The sequence below is a fragment of the Lysobacter sp. Soil_C_15 genome, assembly GCF_057657315.1.
In genome coordinates this window covers 21,570-39,177 of the sequence record NZ_JBDGIR010000001.1, presented here as the reverse complement: position 1 = coordinate 39,177, position 17,608 = coordinate 21,570, and the positions used below count along the sequence as shown (strand labels likewise).

Sequence of the window (17,608 nt, the reverse complement as noted above, 5' to 3'; positions counted from 1 at the left end):
TGGGCTTTAGTCTTATGGCGTGCCTACATCTATCACCCAGCCCGAATACCAGCGTCTCCGGCAGTTGCTAGCAGAGGCTAGAGAACGTGCTGGCCTGACTCAGGTTCAGGTTGCGCAGAAGCTCAGACGTGCTCAGTCCTTCGTCTCTAAGTACGAACTGGGCGAGCGCCGGCTGGATGTGATCGACTTCATGCACGTCTGTGCCTGCCTTGAAGTGGATCCGGGCGACATCCTTCGTCAAATCACAAAAGCTAAGAAGTAGCGCCCTTCTTCCGATTGCGGTGCTGCTCGGCACAATCAAGCAGCTTACGAATATCCCGAATTGGGGTATAAGGAGTTGAGGCCGCTTTGTGATGAGAGGAACCGACCATGCCTGTGCGCAAAAGGATTGCCGCACCTCGGGTTTCGTTGAAGGGGCTTGACGCACCTTTCATCGACGTTGTGCCGACTGATGTTCGCAAATGGGCTGAGGTTTTCGGCGTGCCATTGGCCTATCTCTACGCCGACAACGGTGATCTGGCGGAGGTCATCCTGGCCTTCGGCTTGTTGCCCGAACATGAGCAACGCCTGCTTGCGGTGGAGTTGAAGTCGCGCGTCAGTCTCTGCGGACCATCCGTCGAGTCAGGGCGTAAGAACCGATTGCATTCGAGGCGACAGACCTGAACGCATTTCCTCACGCGCTCGGTACCTAATACCCATTGCGGGGCTAGCGATTTCGCGCAAGCTGCTGTCTAGCGCGCAACTAAAAGTACGCCTTGCAGCTTCACCGCGCTTGGGGCAGCCTCACCACAGCCCCCGCACGGCATGGAGGATGTGTGAAACGGAGCCGATTCGTTTGGCCGCTATGGCTGGCGCTGGGCCTAGGCACATTGTCCGCCTGCGCCCAGCCATCAGGACGCGAACCCAAGGGCCAGGAGCCAGCCATGGCCGCGAACGATCCGGGCGTTGCCGCTTCGGTGGAGGCCGTCGAAGCGGCCGAACGCATTCACCAGGCACAGATGCGCGCCAATCCCAAGCCACCCGCCGTGCCCAGACGGAAGGTAGTAGCGCCTGCCGTGTCGTTGGCAGAGTTGCGTACCAGGTTGCTGACACTGGCGTCGGGTCTGAATGACCCGTTGCAGACCGAGGCGGCGCATATCGGCCGGGTCTTCGGTATTCACTTCGCTCCCGAACTGCTGGCCATCGGCGAAGGCGTCGCCGTCGGCAAGGTGCGCGATCTGGAATCGTATTACGTAAGCTCGAAGCGGTTGTACAAGGGCGCCCCAGGTAAGAGCGTCGAGATCACATTCGCCCCCGATGCCCCTCGGAGCTGCACCTTCGATTTCAAACCCTTCGCCGACGAACTGGTAGCGATGGGGTACAGCATGGGAAAGAGCGGTGTCAGGCATTTGGAGCGTTGGGGCTTCGTTCGCCCTTCGACGTCTGCCGGAACCTCGATCTATATCGGAGTGCATCTGTACCGTGTGGACGATGGCACCGAAGAAGGGCGCGCCTGTGTTTCGAGCGTGGATGTCAATGCTGATCGGAGCCGGGGATGAGCGATGTTCCCCCTAGGGTTCAGGGGCTGATCCAGGCAATGCACACGCGGTCGGGCATAAGCCAGGTCGACATCGATAAAGTCGAGGCCGCAATCGTCAACTCACCGTATCTGGCGATCATGCTCGATCGGGCGGCAGCGAGCGGCCGCTTGCTGGGTATCGGGGTAAGCAACAAACCGAACCAAGCCGGAAGCTACGACTACCAAAGTAGATTTATCCTGCTGTCGCCGAACACGCTGGACGATCCCGGATATACGCCGCAACAGCAGGGCGACCTGTTGACGGCGACCCTGGGCCACGAAGCCTCGCACGCCATCCGGTCGACGGTTGCATTGCAGTCGCTGGATCGGTTCGCGCAAACGGTGCAGCTGCGGTTGCAAGAGGCGACCGGTAACGAGTCCTTTGTCGATCTGACGTCCGCAGCCAAGGCCTATTTGAGCGAAATTCGTTACAACGAAGCTCTGGCCGAACAAACGGGCTTGAACGCTTTGGCTAGCCGCATTCGGGTAGAGAACGATGGCCAGTTCAAGCTCGACGACTTCACCGACCGCGCGGTCGCGGTCAGCTCCTGTGCGACGCGTCGTGGTCTTGACGATCCGACCTTGGCGCCAGGCATTCGTTTGAACACGTACGGCTTCCAAGATGCCCATGACCGATCTGCGGTAGAAGCCATCGCCCAGTGCTATCACGACAAGTCGAGTACTTTGGGGCCTCATGGCGACACCGGGTACCAGAACTACAACGGCGTAGATCTGTTCCAGGTTGTGGCAAAGCGCTGGCACTCGGAAGATGCCTACGCCAGATCGAGCGGAAAAACCGCCGCCGACGTCCGCCTGAACATGGCCGAGCTGGAACTGGACATCCGTAAGATCGAACGCAATGGACTGGACCTGGACGGGCGTTCGTTCGGATTCACCGATACCAGCCACGGCCAACTGCAACTGGCGACGGCGCGTCATACCGCGCTTGGCGAGGGAAACGATGCGCCACGTGCGCTGGCGGGCGAGGTCGAGGCCGGGAACGTTGTTTTGCCCGCTATGCGAGCATCCGCAGTTCCGGAGCCGCCCGTACTCGGCACGATCTTTTCCGCCCTGCGCGCTGACGGGCGCTGGGATGAAGCGCAGAGCCGGAATATTGCGGCGGCGTTGCTGGTGGAGCACAAGGCCGACCCGCTCAGTCAGCGGTTGGACCGGGTCACCATTGGCCGGCCCACCGCCACGGGCGAGACTTATGTATTCGCGGAGTACCTGCCGCATGGCGACCGGGAACCCCGGTTCGTGACCAGCGTAGAGGCCTCGAAAGCGGTGCAAATTCCAGTCGAGCGAAGCTTGGCTCAGGTGGAGCAGCTCGGTTTGCAGCAGGCGCAGCAGAACGAGCGGTCGCAGCAACTGGAGTCGCAAGTCCAGGCTGGACCCAGGATGTCTCATCAGCATTGAAGGCACGCCCCGCCGGCACGCCTTTTAACGTCCAACGCAACTAGAGCGCCGAAGCGCATGGTCGGGTGGCTGGAAGCGGTGCTGCCGGCCCAGCACGCCATGGCATTCCCACGAAGTGAGTCCCGGCGCGCGGCCCGGCAGGAGTCCGCCGCGCCATCGAAGCCTATGCGACCGAGGTCGGTTTTTCCTGTGATTGCATCGGCATTGTGCGCCCATCGCTTCCCATCCCGAGCCGATTCGTTCCCGGATTGTTCCTGGCCGCGGCCCGCGGGCGCGGCCTAGCGTGATTCCTGCCGGCGGGGCCGGCGCGGCGGACCGCCACCGGTCCGGCGGTCTCTCTCTCAAAGGAATCGCGTGATGAACAAGAGCGTATGGAGTCTGGCTTGGCTGGCGCTGGCCGCGGCGGCCTCGCCGCCGGCCTTCGCCGAGGATTCGCAGGAGGAAACCCCGCAGGAGGAGCGCGACTACGCCGCCACCCTCGAGCAGATGCCGCCGCGGATCAAGGCCTTCGCCGATCACATGGCCGAGCTGGACCGGCGCTATCCGGACAGCGCCCAGGTCGATCCGGAGAAGTTCCTGACCGAGGAAGGCGAGGGCGTGGCCCTGCGCTACTGCCGGGCGATCGGGTTCGACGGGCCCTGCGTGGTCGAGATCCGCGACGGGCAAGAGGTGTTCGTGCCCTACGTTCCGGCCGCGGCCAAGACGGCGAAGGCGGGCTTGGCGCGCTGGTGGGCGTGGCTGGACCCGCGGCTGTTCTCGATCGGGGTGATTCCGGAGCGGTTGAACTGCCCCTCGCAGTATCCGTTGGTGCAGTTCCATCACGACGACGAGGACCGCCGTAACGCCAACGGCCGCGGCGGCTGGATCGGCGCGACCGTCTCGAACAACAACACCACCTGGCGCTATTGCCGCATCGATTCGCTGCGCGCGCTGTCGTACCGGCCTTTGCCGTACTTCGGCAACCAGTACGACTACGCGGTGCTGAGCCTGGGCGCGCTGTGCCCCTCGGGCGCGCGGCGGGTGATCCGATTGCAGGAAAACGAGTTGTGGAACAACCAGAACTGGAACTCGGGCGGGATCTTCCCGAGCGCGCAGTTCGGCAACTTCACCATGACCTGGTACTGCCACTACGACGGCGGCGCGCCTTCGTGGCTGGGCCACATGGGCAGCTTCCCCAAGCTCGGCTTCGCCCACGGCGTGCACGCACCGTCGAACTTCCCCAAGCCCTGGGCGCTGGCGCACGGCTGGGTACACCAGGACGACGAGGACTGGTTCAACCTCAACCTGTGGCTGGGTTGGCCGGACACGGTCATGAGCGGCGGCGGCAACACCTGGCGCGGGCTGGTCAAGGTCGAGTAAGCCGCTGAAGCCTCCGCCCGTTCCGCGGTCGTCGCCTTGCCCCCAGCGGGGCGCGTTCGCGGGGCGGGCCGGTCCTGATCTCGGCCGCGCGTGTTGGCTGGAAGGAGCGGGCCGCCGACAATGGCGGCCCGCTTGTTTTCAGTCGCCCATGGACTCCTTCACCCTCATGCGCTCGTTCCGCCGCATCGTCGAACTCGGCGGTCTGGCCAAGGCGGCCGAGGACCTGGGCGTGTCGGCGGCGGGCCTGAGCAAGCAGTTGCGCGCGCTGGAGTCGCACCTGGGCGCGGTGCTGATCCAGCGCACGACGCGGCGGATGGGCCTGACCGAGGTCGGCGAGGCCTACTACCGCGAATGCGTGCGCTTGCTGGACGAGTTGGATGCGCTGGAAGCCTCGGTGCGCGGGCAGTCGCAGCAGGTGAGCGGGCGGCTGCGGGTCAATGCGCCGCTATCGTTCGCGTTGAGCGTGCTGTCGCCGTTGCTGGCGCGGTTCCTGCAGCGCTATCCGCAGCTGCAGCTGGACCTCGTGCTGGAAGACCGCCTGCTGGATGCGGTGGCCGAGGGCTTCGACGTGTCGATCCGGTTGCGCGCGCAGTTGCCGGATTCGTCGCTGATCGCGCGCCGGCTGGGGCAGGCCTGCCAAATGCTGTGCGCGTCGCCGTCGTACTTGGCCGCACACGGCGTGCCGGCCGATGCGGCGGCGTTGGCGGGGCATGCGTCGTTGCACTACAGCCTGGCCGAGCCGCCGGGCGTGTGGCCGCTGGAAGGACCGCAGGGGCCGGTGGCGGTGCAGGGCCTGCCGCGCGCGGCGGTCGGCAACAGCCTGGTGCTGCGCGACCTGCTCGAGGCCGGGCTGGGCATCGGCGCGCTGCCGTCGTTCCTGGCCCGGCCGTCGATGGCGGCGGGCAGGCTGGTGCGAGTGTTGCCGGATCATCGCTTCGCGCCGCGGCAGATCTACGCGGTCTACCCGACCACGCGCCATCTGCAGCCCAAGGTGCGGGCGCTGGTCGAGTTCCTGGCCGCGGAACTGCCGCCGTTGTTGGAACCGCCGCCGGCCGATTGCTGAGCGCGGGCGAAAACTGTCGCAACCGGCGCGCGCTGTTTCGCCGCGGGAGCGGGGCTCATCCTGACGTCGTTCCGGCGCTGCGGTTCGCGGCGCCGCCCCCACGTCAGCGCCGCCCACGAGGCCGGCGCGTTTCAGGAGCCGAAATGAAATTGCGTACTCTTCTGCCGACCCTGGGCCTGCTGGCCCTGGGCGTCGCCGCTTCCGTCCAGGCCGCCGACCGCGTCGGCACCAGCCCCTGGGGCCCGAACGACGAGATCGGCCGACTCAACCTGATCACCCCGCAATCGCGCGCGGCGATCCTGTCGCGGGTGCAGGGCGAGCGGGTCTACGACCTGGCCACCGATTACTACATCGGCATGCCGAGCTGGCAGGCCGCGGGCGATCCGCACTACCAGTTCTGGATGACCCACACCCCGCGCGGCACGATCGCCGACGACCCGATGGGCGTCGGCCGGGAGATGAACCACCGGGTCAGCTACACCGGCGCGGCGTTCTCGATGTACAGCCACAGCGGCACCCACATCGACGCGCTCAATCACTTCGGCCTGGACGGCAAGATCTGGAACGGCTTCAGCGCCGACGAGCATCTGGGCGACCGCGGCTGGAAGAAGACCGGGATCGAGAAGTTCCCGCCGCTGATCGCGCGCGGGGTGCTGATCGACGTGGCCGCGGCGCAAGGCCTGCCGATGCTGCCGGAGAACTACCGCATCACCCACCAGGACCTGCGCAACGCGCTGGCCAAGCAGAAGCTGCGCCTGCAGCGCGGCGACGTGGTGCTGATCCGCACCGGCCGCATGCAGCGCTTCGGCGACGCCGCCGGCTACATGGCCAACCCGCCCGGCCTGGGACTGGACGCGGCGAAGTTCCTGGTCGAAGAGGGCGGGGCGATGATCGTCGGCGCCGACAACCTGAGTCTGGAGACCTTCCCCTCGGAAGTCGCCGGCGACTACATCCCGGTGCATACCTATATGCTGGCCCAGCACGGCGTGCCGATCATCGAACTGGTCGCGCTGGAGGAACTGTCGCGCGACAAGGTCTACGAGTTCGCCTTCATCGGCGGGCCGCTGAAGATCCGCGGCGGCGACGCCGCGCCGCTGCGGCCGATCGCCTTGCCGGTGCGCTGAGCGCCGCTGCGGTGGCGGAGCGCGCGCTCGATGCGCGCGCTCTGGTTCGCGCAACAGCAGAACGAGCCGGTCCAAGCTTCTTGAGAGAAGAGCAAAGGCAAGTCCCCCTGGCCCCCTTTTTCAAGGGGGGAGGCCATCGGGGCTGCGTAGAGAGGAGCGGCGCGCAGGTCTCGGCGTCGCCGCTCGAGCGCGCCGGCGATCAGCCCGCAGCGCGGCCGCGCTGCGCCAGCGCCCGCGAACCGGCCAATATCATCCGCACCATCGTGCTCATCTCTTCGATGAGTTCGCGGTCCTTCTCCGGGGTCATGTCCATCGCGGTGGCGCCCATGGCGAAGATCAAACGGGTGATCGAGCGGGCGACCAGGGCCGGTTCGTGCAGGGTCACGCCGTCGTGGGCGGCCAGGCGGATCAGGTCGACCCGCAGTTCTTCTTCGAAGAACGACAGCTCGCGGTCGACCGCGCGCTTGAATGCGTCCGAGCCGACCGTGCCTTCGCGCAACAGAACGTGCAGCAGTTTGTCATCCGCGCGCAATTGCTCCATGAAAGCTTCGATCGAGCTGCGCACGGCGCTGCGGCGGGTGGCGACGCGCTGGCGCGCCTCGCCGACGATCTTGCGCAGCGACTGGCCCGCCAGGTCGATCAGCGCTACCGCCAATTCGTCGGTGTCGCGGAACTGGCGGTAGAAGCTGTTCGGGGCGATGCCGGCTTCGCGCGCGATCTCGCGCAGGCTCAGGCTGGACACGCTGCGATGCGGGCCGATCAGCTTGAGCGCGGCGGCGATCAGGTCCTCGCGCGAAATGGTCGCCTTGCGGCCCGGGTGCGAATCGACGTCGATGTCGGGGTGGAGGCGTTGGCTCACGGGCGGCGGGCTGGCGGGCACAGGGGCGGCAGCCGACATGATACTCCCTAAGCTGAATTGCTATACACGTGTGCATATATTTGTGCGGATATGTGTATAGTTGCGCCCATGAACGCCGTCGTCCGCCCCGCCGTCCATCGCCCGCGCAGCCGCCTTCGCGGTCTGGTGGCCCCCTTTGTGAAGCCGCAAGTCTTTGATTTCTGGGCTTCCAGGCTCCATCCGACCTGGAGTTGGGAGCGTTCCCTGGCGCGGATCGAGGCGCGCGAGCAGGCCTCGGCCGACGCGGTGACCCTGGTCCTGAAGCCGAACCGGCACTGGCGCGGCTTCGTCGCCGGCCAGCACCTGATGATCGGCGCGCGCATCGATGGAGCCACGGTTTCGCGCAGCTACAGCCTGTGCGACGCGCCGCGCGCCGACGGGCGCATCGCGATCACGGTCAAGGCGATCGAGGGCGGGCGCCTGAGCCGCCATCTGCACGACCGCGCCCAAGTCGGCGACGTGCTGGAACTGGGTCCGGCGTTCGGCGAGATGGTGCTGCCCGAGCGCGTCGACGGCGCCTGGCTGTTCCTCGCCGCCGGCAGCGGCATCACCCCGTTGATGGCGATGCTGCGCGCACTGGCGCAACGCGGCATGCCGGTGCCGCTGACCTTGCTGTACTGGGCCCGGCAGCGCGAAGAGCTGTGCTTCGCCGACGAACTGCGCGAACTCGCGGCGACCCACCCGAATTTCGAGTTGCGCCTGCTGCTGACCCGGCAGGCGCCGCAGCATCCCGGCGAAGCCGGCGGCCGCATCGACGCCGACCTGCTGGCGCAGCATGCGCCGGACTGGGCGCAGCGGCGCATCTACGCCTGCGGCCCGGGCGGCTTCGTCGCCGCCGCGCGCGAACTCACCGGGGCGCGCGCCGTCGGCTTTGCCGCCGAAGCTTTCACCCCGCCACCGCGCGAAGACGACGATACCGGCACGGTCGAAGTCGAACTGGCGCGCAGCGGCCGCCGCCTGCAATTGCCGCGCGGCCAGTCCCTGCTGAGCGCGCTGGAAGCGCAGGGCCTGTCGCTGGCGTCCGGCTGCCGCATGGGCCTGTGCAATACCTGCGCCTGCGGCAAAGCCTCCGGCACCACTCGCCATCTGCACACCGGCGACGTCCACAGCGAGCCGGCGTCCGCGCTGCGCCTGTGCGTCAACGCCGCCAGCAGCGATCTCGTTCTCGACCTGTAATTCGACCGTACCGACCATGACCGCCAAACCACGCAACCGCGCGCTGGGCGCGCAGGAACTCGACCGCTTCGGCGAAGAACTCGACGCGCTGCGCGCGCGCACCCTGGCCCAGGTCGGCCGCATCGACGCCGCCTACATCCGGCGCGTGGTCGCGGCGGTGCGCTGGTTCGGCCTGGGCGGGCGGCTGCTGCTGTTCGTCGCCGCCGCCGGCCTGGCGTTCGGCCTGACCTGGCTGCTGTGGACCGCCGCGGTGTTGGGCACGCTGTCGCTGGCGCTGTCGAAGATCCTGGAGAACATGGAGGTCGGCCACAACGTCATGCACGGTCAGTACGACTGGATGCGCGACCCGCACCTGGACGGCAAGACCTACGAGTGGGACATCGTCGCCACCGGCGACAACTGGCGCAAAACCCACAACTACCAGCACCACACCTGGACCAACGTGCGCGGCATGGACGACGACATCGGCTACGGCCTGCTGCGTCTGTTCCCGGAGCAGCGCTGGAAGCCGTTCTTCCTCGCCCAGCCGGTGATCGCGGTGGTGTTCGCGCTGCTGTTCGAGTGGGGCGTGGCGATACAGGACCTGCGCCTGGGCCGCTGGCTGACCGGCAAGACCAAGCATCGGGCGATGTGGCGCAAGTTCGTGCCGGTCGGGCGCAAGATGGGCAAGCAGTTGTTGAAGGACTACGTGTTGTTTCCGCTGCTGGCCGGGCCGTTCTTCCTGCCGGTGCTGCTGGGCAACCTGGTCGCCAACCTGATCCGCAACGTGTGGACCTATACGGTGATCTTCTGCGGCCACTTCACCATCGACGCCGAAGTGTTCCCGAAGGAGTCGGTGCGCAACGAGTCGCGCGGGCATTGGTATCTGCGCCAGTTGCGCGGGTCGTCGAATCTGACCGGCGGCAAGTGGATGGACCTGATGACCGGCAATCTGAGCCATCAGATCGAACACCATTTCTACCCGGACATTCCCGCCTGGCGTTACGCCGCGATGGCGGTGGAAGTGCGCGAAATCTGCGGCCGTTACGGCCAGCATTACGATACCGGCTCGCTGCCGCGGCAGTTCGGCGAAGTGGTGTGGCGGATCCTGCGCCACGCCTGGCCGAGCCGTCCGCGCGCGCGGCGGCCGCTGGTGCGGGCGGAAGCGCAGGCCTGAGGCGCTGCGGGGGCGGCAGTCACGCCACGGCCACAACAGCAGCAACAGCACAGCAATAGTGAATCCCCCCGCGGCCGCTGCGCGGTCGCCGCCCCCTTGTTCAAACGGGGCAACGGCAGCGGCGCTGTTTCGGATACGGGCGAAGCACAGGCCACCACGCCTCCGACACCTCCCGAAGCATTCCCCCTTTGAAAAGGGGGCCAGGGGGATTTGCCGTTGCTTTGCTCCGGCCCATCCCCCGCACCGTTTACGCCGCCAGGCGGTAATCCGCGATCGCCTCCTCCAGCGCGACCTCGCCCTGGAAGCCGCCGGCGCTGACCGCCGGTCGCTGTTGTTCGATGGCGTGAGCGAAGATCACCGCCGGGTCGGCTTCGAGCTGATCGAACAGACGCTGCAGGTTCGGGTAATCGCGGCGGTCGACGACGCTGTGGTACTTGGTCCAGCGGGCGATGCCGGCGAAGTAGGCGTCGGCCAGGGTCGGGCGGTCGCCGAGCAGCCAGCGCTTGTCGCCGAGCATGGCTTCCAGCTTGGCGTGGGCCTGCACCACCCGGCCGCGGCCGTACTCGACCAGGGCCTCGCGCGAGGCCTCGTCGACTTCGTGTTCCAGCACGTGCCACAGCGACGAGAACGAACCGAAGAAGGTGGTGTTGAGGAAGGCCAGCATCCGGTTGAGTTCGTCGAACTGCGGCGTGCCCTGGGCGAAGGCGATGCCGCGTTCGATCGCCCGCGCGCCGATGTGGTTGAGGATGGCCATGCTCTCGGTGACCACGTCGCCGCGGTCGCTGACCAGCACCGGGGTCTCGCCGACCGGGTTGAGGGCCTTGAACGCCGTGGTGTGGATCTGTTCGGGCATTTCGACCCGGGCCAGGCGGTAAGGCTGGCCGGCCCACTCCAGGGCGACGATGGAACCGAACGAGCACCCGGACGGCACGCCGTAGAACAGGATCGGAGCGGCAGCGGTCGAGGTAGCGGTCTTGGCAGCGGACATTGGGACTCTCCAGTGAGGGGGTTGGGCCCGTCGTTGCGGGGTGAGCTCACTGTAGGTGCGTGTACTTTGGTCGTGTAGTCGGCAGAAAATGGACTCAAAGTCCACATATGTGTACTTTGCCGGCATGCTCAACCTCAACGATCTGGTCCTGTTCGCCACCGCGGTCGAACACGGCGGCTTCGCCGCGGCCTCGCGCCGGCTCGGCGTGCCCAAGTCCACGGTCAGCAAGCGCGTGGCCGCGCTCGAACAGGAGCTGGGCGTGCGCCTGATCCACCGCACTTCGCGCAGCTTCGTCCTCACCGACACCGGCCAGGCTTTCCACGAGCACGCGCGCGCGGCGCTGATCGAAACCGAGGCGGCGGAGAACCTGGTCCGGCGCCGCGCCGCCGAGCCCAGCGGACGGGTGCGGATGACCTGCAACGTGCCGGTCGCGCAGGAGTACCTGGCGCCGCATCTGCCGGAACTGGCGCGGCGCTATCCGCGCCTGCACCTGCAGCTGGACGTCAGCGACCGCATGGTCGACGTGGTCCAGGACGGCTACGACATCGCCGTGCGCAGCCATTTCGCGCCGCTGCCGGATTCGGGCCTGATCCAGCGCCAGGCCTCGGTCGAGGACATCGTCGTGGTCGCCGCGCCCGGGTATCTGGCCGAGCGCGGCGAACCGCGCACGCCGCAGGAACTGGCCGGGCACGACGCGCTGATGACCGGCCAGTCGGGACGCAGCCTGTGGACCCTGAGCGACGCCGCCGGCACTACGGTGCAGGTCGAACCGCAGCCGCGCATGACCGCCAACGAGGGCCGGGTGCTGACCGCGGCCGCGGTCGCCGGCCTGGGCCTGACCTGCCTGCCGGCGAAGATCTGCCGCGCCGAACTCGGCGACGGCCGCCTGCGCCGGGTGTTGCCGGACTGGCATGCGGGCCGGGTGACCACGACCCTGGTGATGCCGCACCGGCGCGGCCAGTTGCCGGGCGTGCGCGCGACGGTCGAGTTCCTGATCGAATGCCTGCGCGAGCCGGCGTAGATCGCGGCGTCAGGCCGGCGCCGCGCTTTCGGTGATCGTCAGCAACACCGCGCTATGCGCGTCGAGCGCATGGCGCTCGCGCAGCGCCGGATCGGCCGCGGCGCGCCACAAGCCGGCCAGGCCCGCGCCGCCGGACGGCGTGCTCGCCGGCCCGCCGTGTTCGCGCAGGCGCTGCGGCGCCGCGAGCAGTTCGTCTTCGCCGACGGTCAGCGCCGCGGCGCGATGGCGCGCCAGCACCGCCAAGGCCGGGCTGGAGACCAAGCCGCAGGACAGCATTTCGGCGGCGGTGGCCAGTTCCCCCGGCAGCCGCACCGGCCGCGCCGCGGCCAGGGCGCGCATCACGCAGGCCGCGCTCGCCGGCTCGACCACGACGATCCGCGCCGAGGCCTGCAACGCGCCGTACAGGCCGTCGGCCAACGCGGCGGCGAGGCCGCCGACGCCGGCCTGGACGAACACATGGCTGGGCCGGTCGCGCGCTTCGGCCGGCAACTGAGCGCGCAACTCGCGTGCGATCAGGCCGTAGCCGGCCATGACGTCGGCGACCACCGGGTCGTCGCGGTCGTCGGACGTGTCGGCGATCAGCAGCCCCTCGCCGCGTCCGGCCGCGGCGCGCGCGGCCAGCACCGCGTCGTCGTAGCTGCCGTCGACCCGCACGACCTCGCCGCCGAGTGCGGCGATGCGTTGCGCGCGCGCCGCGCTCGCCGCCGCCGGCAGATACACCCTGGCCCGCGCTTGCGCGCGCTGGGCCGCGGCGGTCACGGCCAGGCCGTGATTGCCGTCGCTGGCGCACAACAGCCGCGGCGGCGCCTGGCGGCAGCGACGGCGCAGATCGTCCGGATCGGCCGCGCCGGTCGCGCGCGCCAGCGCGCGCAGGCCGGCGGTCAGGCCGCCGAGCGCCTTGAAGTTGCCCAGCGGACGCTCGTTCTCGGCCTTGGCCAGGACCCGCGCCACGCCCAGGCGGCGGGCCAGGGCGGGCAGGTCCAGCAAGGGCGTGGGGCGGTAGTCGGGCCATAGCGCGGCCGGATCGTCGAGCCAATGATCGTTCATGCCGACAGTGTCGGCGCCGGGTCGCGCGCTTGCGCCGCGTTCGCCGCCGCTGCGCGCGGGAAAAACGCGCGCGGCGGGCGTCCGGCGCGGCCGCGCCGCGCTCAGTCGTCTTCGTCCGGCGCGACCGGGATGGTCAGCCCGCGCTTGACCAGGCTCAGCGCGACGTTGGTGGTGAAGCGCTTGATGTTGGGGTTGTCGGCGACCATGCGCAGCATCAGCGCGTCGTAGCTTTCGGTATCGGGCGCGGTCACCACCAAGACGAAGTCGGCCTCGCCGGTGACGTAAAACACCTGCTGCACCTGGGCCTGCCCGGTCAGCCACTTGCGCAGTTGCGCCAGCAGCTCGGGGCGCTCGCGTTCGACCTGCAGGGCGACGACGAAGAAAGTCGGTTTGCCGACCTGCTTGGGGTCGAGCACGACGGTGTCGCGCTGGATCACGCCCTGCTCGCGCAGCTTGCGCAGCCGGCGCTGGATCGCCGACGGCGACAACGCGACCTGTTCGGCCAGGCGGTCGGCGGTCTGGCCGGCGTCTTCCTGCACCAGGTTGAGCAATTGGCGGTCGAATCGGTCGAGTTTCATGGTCCGGGCATCTTAGGGCGGCGCGACGCGGAAAATCCGCGCCGGGCGGCGGCCGATCGCGGCGAAAGCGCGCCGGCGCGCGGCTAGGATTTTCGCCTCTTCCCGAGGCGACGTCATGGACTTTACGGCACTGCAGCGTTTCGTCGACGGCTACTGGCAGGCGCAGATCCTGCCGGCGCTGTGCGGCTACATCGCCATTCCCTGCCAATCGCCGGCGTTCGATCCGGACTGGCAGCGCAGCGGCCACATGGAAGCGGCCGCGACGCTGATGACGCAATGGGCGCAGCGGCAGCTGGCCGCGGTCGAGGGCGCGCGCGTGGACACGCTGCGCCTGCCCGGGCGCACGCCGCTGATCCTGATCGAGGTGCCCGGCGACGAGGCCGCGCCGGTGCTGATCTACGGCCACCTCGACAAGCAGCCGCCGATGCACGGCTGGGCGCCCGGCCGCGCGGCCTGGACGCCGGTGTTCGAGGACGAGCGCCTGTACGGGCGCGGCGGCGCCGACGACGGCTATGCGCTGTTCGCGGCGATCGCCGCTTTGCTCGGGCTGCGCGCGCAAGGCCTGGCGCATCCGCGCTGCCTGATCCTGATCGAGGCCAGCGAAGAATCCGGCAGCGTCGACCTGCCGGCCTACATCGAGGCGCTGGCGCCGCGGCTCGGCGCGCCGGGGCTGATCGTCGCCCTCGATGCCGGTTGCGGCAATTACCGTCAACTGTGGACCACCACCTCGCTGCGCGGCCAGGTCGCCGGCACCTTGAGCATCCGCGTGCTCGAGGAAGGCGTGCATTCCGGCGACGCCTGCGGGATCGTGCCGTCGAGCTTCCGCATCGCCCGGCAGTTGCTGTCGCGGATCGAAGACCCGCACAGCGGCGAGGTGATCGCCGACTTCCAGGCGCGGATTCCGCCGCAGCGGCGACGCGAGGCCGAAGCGGCGGCGCAGGCCCTGGGAGCGGAGCTGTTGGACGGCTTCCCGTTCCGCCCCGGCGTGCGCGCGGCCGCGGACCACACCGGCGAACTCGCGCTGAACCGCGCCTGGCGCGCGCAGTTGGCGGTGACCGGTTTGGACGGCTTGCCCGCGGTCGCCGCGGCGGCGGCGGTGATGCAGCCGTCGCTGCAACTCAAACTGAGCCTGCGCCTGCCGCCGACGGTCGACCCGGTGCAAGCCGGGCAACGGTTGCGGGCCTTGTTGCTGGCCGATCCGCCTTACGCTGCCGAGCTGGAGTTCTCGCTCGATCTGCTCAGTCCCGGCTGGCATGCGCCGCAGACCGCGCCGTGGCTGCAGGCCAGCCTGGAGCGCGCCTCGCGGCAGGCCTTCGCCGCGCCGCCGGCGCTGATCGGCGGAGGCGGCGGGATCCCGTTCCTGTCGATGCTCGGCGCACGCTATCCGCAGGCGCAGTTCCTGGTCACCGGCGTGCTCGGGCCGCAATCGAACGCGCACGGGCCGAACGAGTTCCTGCACCTGCCGACCGCGCGCCGACTGACCGCGGCGCTGGCCCAGGTGCTGCACGATGCGGCGGATGCCGAGGCGCGGCTGCCTGCACGAGCGCAGGCCGCCGCCGCGGCCTGAGCCGCGGTCCTTTGCTTGTTACTGTCGTGGAGACCCCGATGCAACTGCTCTACCAGACCCATTCCCCCTACGCGCGCAAGGCGCTGGTGTTCGCCTGCGAGGCCGGCCTGGCCGATCGGATCGAAGTGATCCACCACGAGACCAGCCCGACCCTGCGCAACGAAGCGGTGTATGCGCAGAACCCGCTGGGCAAGGTGCCGGTGCTGCTGCGCCCCGGGCAGGCGCCGATCTTCGACTCGGACATCATCTGCGCCTATCTCGACACCTTGCACGACGGCCGCAAGCTGATTCCGGCCGAGGGCGAAGCGCGCTGGCATGCCTTGCGCCTGCAGGCGCTCGCCCAGGGCCTGGCCGACTTCGGCATCAAGGTGCGCTGGGAAACCGTGCGCCGGCCGGAGCCGCTGCGCTACCCGGCCTTGGGCGAGGGCTACGCCCAGAAGCTGATCGAAAGCTACGACTGGCTGGAGCGCGAGCTCGACGACGCGGCGCCGCTGCATCTCGGCCACATCGCGGTCGCGACCGCGCTGAGCTGGCTTGAGTTCCGCGAACTGCCCGGTTTCCGCGCCGGCCGGCCGCGCCTGAGCGCCTGGTTCGACGCCTTCGAACGGCGCGATTCGATGCGCGCCACGCCGCTGTCGGGCGAGACCCACGACTGAGCCGGGCGCTGGCCTGCGCCGGGCCGGCGCCGCGTTGACTCAGGCAGGGCAGGGGTACGGCGCGGCGCCAGGCCGCGCCGGCGACGACGCGCGCCGCGATGGCGCCGCTCTTGCCGCGGCGGCGCGAGCGGTCCGGGGGGCGCATGAAAAATCTGTTCGGCGGTCTGGTTTCGGTGATCCTGCTGGGCGTCTACGTTCACCTGATCAGCGTCGCGGTGCGGGTGGTGGACTGCGTGTCCGGCCCCGGCTGCACGCTGTATCCCCTGAGCTACTTCAACGACGGCATGGCCCAGGCCTTGTCGGTCATCGGCGGTCTGGTGTCGGCGCTGGTGATCGCCGAGCTGGCCCTGGCCAAGCCAGGCGAAGCGCCCGGTGCGCGCGTGCTCGACGCCGGCGCCTCGAGCAACGCCACCCGCGCGGTGACCGTGGTGTCGGTGCTGTACGTGCTGGTCTGGATCGGCGCCGGCCTGTGCGCGTTCCTGGTCGGCCTGTACCACCCGAAGGAACTGCCGGCGCTGACCACCCACGGCCAGGCCTGGCTGGGACTGGCGGTGTCGGCGGCGTACGCCTACTTCGGGCTTTCGCCCAAGACCTGAGCCGGCGCGTCCGCGATCGCGGCGCTGGCGCGCAAATGCGAGTGCGAGCGCTCCGGCGGGCCGAACAACTGCCCCAGCGCGCCGCGCAGGCCGCGCGCGCGCCAGGCGTCGCCGAACATCGCGACCCATTCGTGGAAGGTCAACCGGATCGGATTGTGCCCGCGCACCTGGCCGACGATGCCGTACTCGCAGGGCACCGCGTCGTCCTCTTCGGTGTAGGTGCCGAACAGCTTGTCCCAGACGATCAGCACGCCGGCGAAGTTGCGGTCGATGTACTGCGGGTTGCGGGCGTGGTGGACGCGATGGTGCGAGGGGGTGTTGAACACCTTTTCCAGCCAGCCCAGCTTGCCCACCGCCTGGGTGTGGACGAAGAACTGGAACGCCAGGTTGATCGCCACCACCGCGACGATGTGGCGCGGCTCGAAGCCGATCCAGGCCAGCGGCAGCCAGAACAGCCACATGCCGGAGATCGGATAGGTCAGGCTCTGCCGGAACGCGGTCGACAGGTTGAGCCGCTCGGAGGAATGGTGGGTGACGTGCGAGGCCCACAGCCAGCGGATGCGGTGGCTGGCGCGATGGAACCAGTAGTAGAAGAAATCCTGGGCCACGAACAGCGCGGCCACGGTCCACGGCGAGGCCGGCGGCAGGTCGAACAGGCGGTGCGCGTAGACCGCGTAGTACAGGCCGATCACCAGCAGCCAGGCGATCGCGTCGCTGGCCTGGTGCATCAGCGCCAGGGCCGCGTTGGAGGCGGTGTCGCGCAGGCTGTAGCGCTCCGGCGCGCGCCGACGCCAGTACCAGGCTTCGACCGCGATCAGGATCAGGAACACCGGCGCCAGGCCGAGCAGGATCCACTCTTCCATCAACGCCGCTCCGCGCGCCAGGCCTGTTCCAGTGCCTGGGCGATGCGTTCCAGGCAGCCGCGCATCGCCGGCTGCATCGCCCCGCGCAGCAGCGGCCAGGCCAGCGGCCAGGCCCAGGGGCCGGTCAGTTCGAAATCGTAGCGCCAGCTGACCCGGGTCGCGCCCGGATCGTCGGCCATGGCCTGGAAGCGCCATTCGGCGCGGCCCTCGCGCGCCAGCCACGACAGCGGCGCGGGCAGGTCGTACAAGGTGTAGGCGTGGCGCTCGGACGGCTCCAGCGCGGTGATGCGCTCGTGCAGGACCGCGCCGCGCAGGTCGCGTACCTCGCGTACCGCACCGACCCCGACCGGGCCCAGCGGCTGGATCCGATCCAGGCCGGTAATCGGGCCGTGGCCTTGGAACAGCGGCGCGAAGCGATTGCCGTCGAGCACCAGCGCGTAGACCGCGGCGGGCGCCGCGGCGATGCTGCGTTCGGCGAGCAGGGAGACGTGCATGCGGCCAGTCTAGGCAGGCGCCGGCGGCAAATCCACGCGCCGGCGCGG

19 protein-coding genes are annotated in these 17,608 nt (G+C 68.8%); 13 read left to right on the top strand and 6 right to left on the bottom strand.

The features are described from left to right. Positions 1–19 precede the first annotated feature (19 nt). The 7 genes from AC3A57_RS00205 (at position 20) to AC3A57_RS00175 (ending at position 6,520) form a co-directional block, all read left to right on the top strand. Positions 20–262: a helix-turn-helix domain-containing protein gene (locus tag AC3A57_RS00205; protein WP_487577020.1), complete on the top strand. Its 243-nt coding sequence runs from the start codon at positions 20–22 to the stop codon at positions 260–262. A gap of 107 nt (positions 263–369) precedes the next feature. Next, complete coding sequence (locus AC3A57_RS00200) at positions 370–663, top strand: hypothetical protein (protein WP_487577019.1); 294 nt, start codon at positions 370–372, stop codon at positions 661–663. Positions 664–923: 260 nt separating this feature from the next. After that, positions 924–1,538, top strand: a complete 615-nt coding sequence (locus AC3A57_RS00195) for a hypothetical protein (RefSeq protein ID WP_487577018.1) — start codon at positions 924–926, stop codon at positions 1,536–1,538. Beyond that, positions 1,535–2,974 carry a hypothetical protein gene (locus AC3A57_RS00190; protein ID WP_487577017.1) on the top strand — a complete coding sequence of 480 codons (1,440 nt, stop codon included), beginning with the start codon at positions 1,535–1,537 and terminating at the stop codon, positions 2,972–2,974. Before AC3A57_RS00195 ends, AC3A57_RS00190 begins: the two co-directional genes overlap by 4 nt. Positions 2,975–3,331: 357 nt before the next feature. Next, positions 3,332–4,333 (top strand): hypothetical protein, encoded by a 1,002-nt coding sequence (locus AC3A57_RS00185; protein ID WP_487577016.1) that lies wholly within the window; start codon positions 3,332–3,334, stop codon positions 4,331–4,333. Positions 4,334–4,481: 148 nt separating this feature from the next. Beyond that, entirely contained in the window at positions 4,482–5,396 is a 915-nt protein-coding gene (locus AC3A57_RS00180) for a LysR family transcriptional regulator (protein ID WP_487577015.1), read from the top strand. 143 nt (positions 5,397–5,539) lie between these two features. Continuing rightward, a complete protein-coding gene (locus AC3A57_RS00175) occupies positions 5,540–6,520 on the top strand; it encodes a cyclase family protein (protein ID WP_487577014.1) in 981 nt (326 codons plus the stop codon). Between the two features lie 199 nt (positions 6,521–6,719). On the opposite strand, the gene fabR is transcribed toward AC3A57_RS00175, so the two are convergent. Further along, on the bottom strand, positions 6,720–7,379 hold the full coding sequence (gene fabR / locus AC3A57_RS00170; protein ID WP_487577013.1) for an HTH-type transcriptional repressor FabR: 660 nt from the start codon (positions 7,377–7,379) through the stop codon (positions 6,720–6,722). Between the two features lie 108 nt (positions 7,380–7,487). Between fabR and AC3A57_RS00165 the strand changes: the two genes are divergently transcribed. Together AC3A57_RS00165 and AC3A57_RS00160 are read left to right on the top strand one after the other, a co-directional pair. After that, a complete protein-coding gene (locus AC3A57_RS00165; protein WP_487577012.1) occupies positions 7,488–8,594 on the top strand; it encodes a ferredoxin reductase in 1,107 nt (368 codons plus the stop codon). 16 nt (positions 8,595–8,610) lie between these two features. After that, positions 8,611–9,750 carry a fatty acid desaturase family protein gene (locus AC3A57_RS00160; protein ID WP_487577011.1) on the top strand — a complete coding sequence of 380 codons (1,140 nt, stop codon included), beginning with the start codon at positions 8,611–8,613 and terminating at the stop codon, positions 9,748–9,750. A gap of 247 nt (positions 9,751–9,997) precedes the next feature. Here the strand turns inward: AC3A57_RS00160 and AC3A57_RS00155 are convergent, their stop codons facing one another. Next, complete coding sequence (locus AC3A57_RS00155; protein ID WP_487577010.1) at positions 9,998–10,738, bottom strand: glutathione S-transferase family protein; 741 nt, start codon at positions 10,736–10,738, stop codon at positions 9,998–10,000. Positions 10,739–10,826: 88 nt separating this feature from the next. On the opposite strand from AC3A57_RS00155, the gene AC3A57_RS00150 reads away from it, so the two are divergent. Next, positions 10,827–11,759, top strand: coding sequence for a LysR substrate-binding domain-containing protein (locus tag AC3A57_RS00150; protein WP_487577009.1), 933 nt, complete (start codon positions 10,827–10,829; stop codon positions 11,757–11,759). A 9-nt stretch (positions 11,760–11,768) separates the two neighbouring features. Here the strand turns inward: AC3A57_RS00150 and AC3A57_RS00145 are convergent, their stop codons facing one another. Both AC3A57_RS00145 and AC3A57_RS00140 read right to left on the bottom strand, forming a co-directional pair. Beyond that, positions 11,769–12,806, bottom strand: a complete 1,038-nt coding sequence (locus tag AC3A57_RS00145) for a pyridoxal-phosphate dependent enzyme (protein WP_487577008.1) — start codon at positions 12,804–12,806, stop codon at positions 11,769–11,771. A gap of 101 nt (positions 12,807–12,907) precedes the next feature. Continuing rightward, a complete protein-coding gene (locus AC3A57_RS00140; protein ID WP_487577007.1) occupies positions 12,908–13,384 on the bottom strand; it encodes an Lrp/AsnC family transcriptional regulator in 477 nt (158 codons plus the stop codon). A 115-nt stretch (positions 13,385–13,499) separates the two neighbouring features. On the opposite strand from AC3A57_RS00140, the gene AC3A57_RS00135 reads away from it, so the two are divergent. From AC3A57_RS00135 to AC3A57_RS00125, 3 genes are all read left to right on the top strand, one after another. After that, positions 13,500–14,951: a M20/M25/M40 family metallo-hydrolase gene (locus AC3A57_RS00135; RefSeq protein WP_487577006.1), complete on the top strand. Its 1,452-nt coding sequence runs from the start codon at positions 13,500–13,502 to the stop codon at positions 14,949–14,951. Positions 14,952–14,989: 38 nt separating this feature from the next. After that, complete coding sequence (locus AC3A57_RS00130; RefSeq protein WP_487577005.1) at positions 14,990–15,607, top strand: glutathione S-transferase family protein; 618 nt, start codon at positions 14,990–14,992, stop codon at positions 15,605–15,607. A gap of 143 nt (positions 15,608–15,750) precedes the next feature. Next, the gene (locus AC3A57_RS00125; protein WP_487577004.1) at positions 15,751–16,203 is read left to right on the top strand and encodes a hypothetical protein; all 453 of its coding nucleotides are present in this window, start codon (positions 15,751–15,753) and stop codon (positions 16,201–16,203) included. Here the strand turns inward: AC3A57_RS00125 and AC3A57_RS00120 are convergent. Then, positions 16,176–17,066: a sterol desaturase family protein gene (locus tag AC3A57_RS00120; RefSeq protein ID WP_487577003.1), complete on the bottom strand. Its 891-nt coding sequence runs from the start codon at positions 17,064–17,066 to the stop codon at positions 16,176–16,178. The two genes, AC3A57_RS00125 and AC3A57_RS00120, sit on opposite strands and share 28 nt — an antisense overlap. Beyond that, positions 17,066–17,560, bottom strand: a complete 495-nt coding sequence (locus AC3A57_RS00115; protein WP_487577002.1) for an SRPBCC family protein — start codon at positions 17,558–17,560, stop codon at positions 17,066–17,068. Before AC3A57_RS00115 ends, AC3A57_RS00120 begins: the two co-directional genes overlap by 1 nt. Positions 17,561–17,608: the final 48 nt, after the last annotated feature.